The sequence below is a fragment of the Kitasatospora sp. NPDC015121 genome (genome assembly GCF_055562955.1).
Genome location: NZ_JBVHEH010000100.1, coordinates 1 through 1,886 on the forward strand (window position 1 = coordinate 1; position 1,886 = coordinate 1,886).

Sequence of the window (1,886 nt, forward strand, 5' to 3'; positions counted from 1 at the left end):
CGATGGTGGTGTGGATTCGACGTTGTCGGCGTGGTTCGATGATGCTGCTGCGCGGTTTGGTGATCGGGTTGCGGTGCGGTTCGGTGACGAGTCGTTGTCGTATGGTGAGTTGTCGGTGCGGGCGAATCGTTTGGCGCGCAGGTTGATTGCTCAGGGTTGTGGTCCGGAGTCGTTGGTGGCGGTGGCGTTGCCGCGGTCGGCGGATCTTGTGGTGGCGTTGTTGGCGGTGGTGAAGTCCGGTGCGGGGTATTTGCCGGTGGATCCGTCGTATCCGGCTGATCGTGTCGAGTTCATGTTGGCCGATGCTGCTCCGGTGGCTGCGATTTCGTGGTCCGGGCGTGAGTTGGTGTTGCCTGTTGGTTTGCCGGTGGTTGATGTCGACGCGGTGGATGTGTCGGAGTTCGATGGTTCGGTGGTGACGGATGCGGATCGTGTTGCGCCGTTGCGGTCTTCGAATGTTGCGTATGTGATTTACACGTCGGGTTCGACGGGTCGCCCGAAGGGTGTGCAGGTTCCGCACACGACGGTGGCGAAGTTGTTTGCGAATACCGAGGGTGTGTACGGGTTCGACGAATCCGATGTGTGGACGATGTTCCACAGTTATGCGTTCGACTTCTCGGTGTGGGAGTTGTGGGGTCCGCTGTTGTACGGCGGCACGTTGGTGGTTGTGGATTATGTGACGTCGCGGTCGCCGGAGCAGTTCTTGGAGTTGCTTGCTGCTGAGCGGGTGACGGTGCTCAATCAGACGCCGTCGGCGTTCTATCAGTTGGCTGAGGCTGATCGGTTGGCGTCGGAATCCGGTCGGGCTGCCGAATTGTCGTTGCGGTGGGTTGTTTTCGGTGGGGAGGCGCTCGAGCTGCGTCGCTTGTCGGATTGGTACGGCCGCCGCGGTGATTCCGCGCCGACGTTGGTGAACATGTACGGCATCACGGAGACGACGGTGCATGTGAGCCATCGTGTGTTGGATGCTGCGATGGCGGCGGATGCGTCGGCGAGTGTTGTGGGTCAGGCTATTTCGGGTCTGCGGGTGTTCGTGTTGGATACGCGTTTGGCTCCGGTGCCGGTCGGTGTCGCGGGTGAGATGTATGTCGCTGGTGTGCAGTTGGCTCGGGGTTATCTGGGTCAGGCGGGGTTGACGTCGACGCGGTTTGTGGCGAATCCGTTCAATGCCGGCGAGGTGTTGTACCGCACGGGTGACGTGGCGTCGTGGAACAGTGCTGGTGATTTGGAGTATCTGGGTCGCGCGGATGATCAGGTGAAGATCCGTGGTTTCCGGATCGAGATCGGTGAGATCGAGTCTGCGGTGTTGGCGGATGTGTCGGTGGCGCAGACGGCGGTGGTTGTTCGTGAGGATTCTCCGGGTGATCAGCGGTTGGTGGCGTATGTGGTTCCGGCTGCGGGTGTGAGCGTGTCGGTTGACGATGTCCGCACCGGTGTGGGTTCGTTGTTGCCGGAGTACATGGTGCCGTCGGCGTTTGTGGTGTTGGATGCGATTCCGTTGACGGTGAACGGGAAGTTGGATCGTCGGGCGTTGCCGGTTCCGTCGTTGCAGGTTGCGGTGTTCCGTGCTCCGACGTCGGTGGTGGAAGAGGTTGTGGCGCAGACGTTTGCGGATGTTCTGGGCGTCGAGCGTGTTGGTTTGGATGATGATTTCTTCGCGCTCGGTGGTAATTCGCTGATTGCGACGCAGGTGACGTCTCGGTTGGGTCAGGCGTTGGATGCTTCGGTGTCGGTGCGGGAGTTGTTCGAGGCGTCGACCGTCGAAGGGCTTGCTGCCCGACTCGGTTCTCATGTCGGTGGTGGTTCGCGTGCGGCGTTGACTGCGCAGGTGCGTCCGGCGCAGGTGCCGTTGTCGTTTGCGCAGCAGCGCATGTGGTTCCTCAACC

The 1,886-nt window shown here is 61.1% G+C and carries 1 protein-coding gene; it reads left to right on the plus strand.

The window, feature by feature from the left end:
• Nucleotides 1-10: 10 nt before the first annotated feature.
• Nucleotides 11-1,886 (plus strand): amino acid adenylation domain-containing protein (locus ACZ3J7_RS40995; protein WP_465628498.1); only part of this gene is annotated, 1,876 nt, incomplete at its 3' end.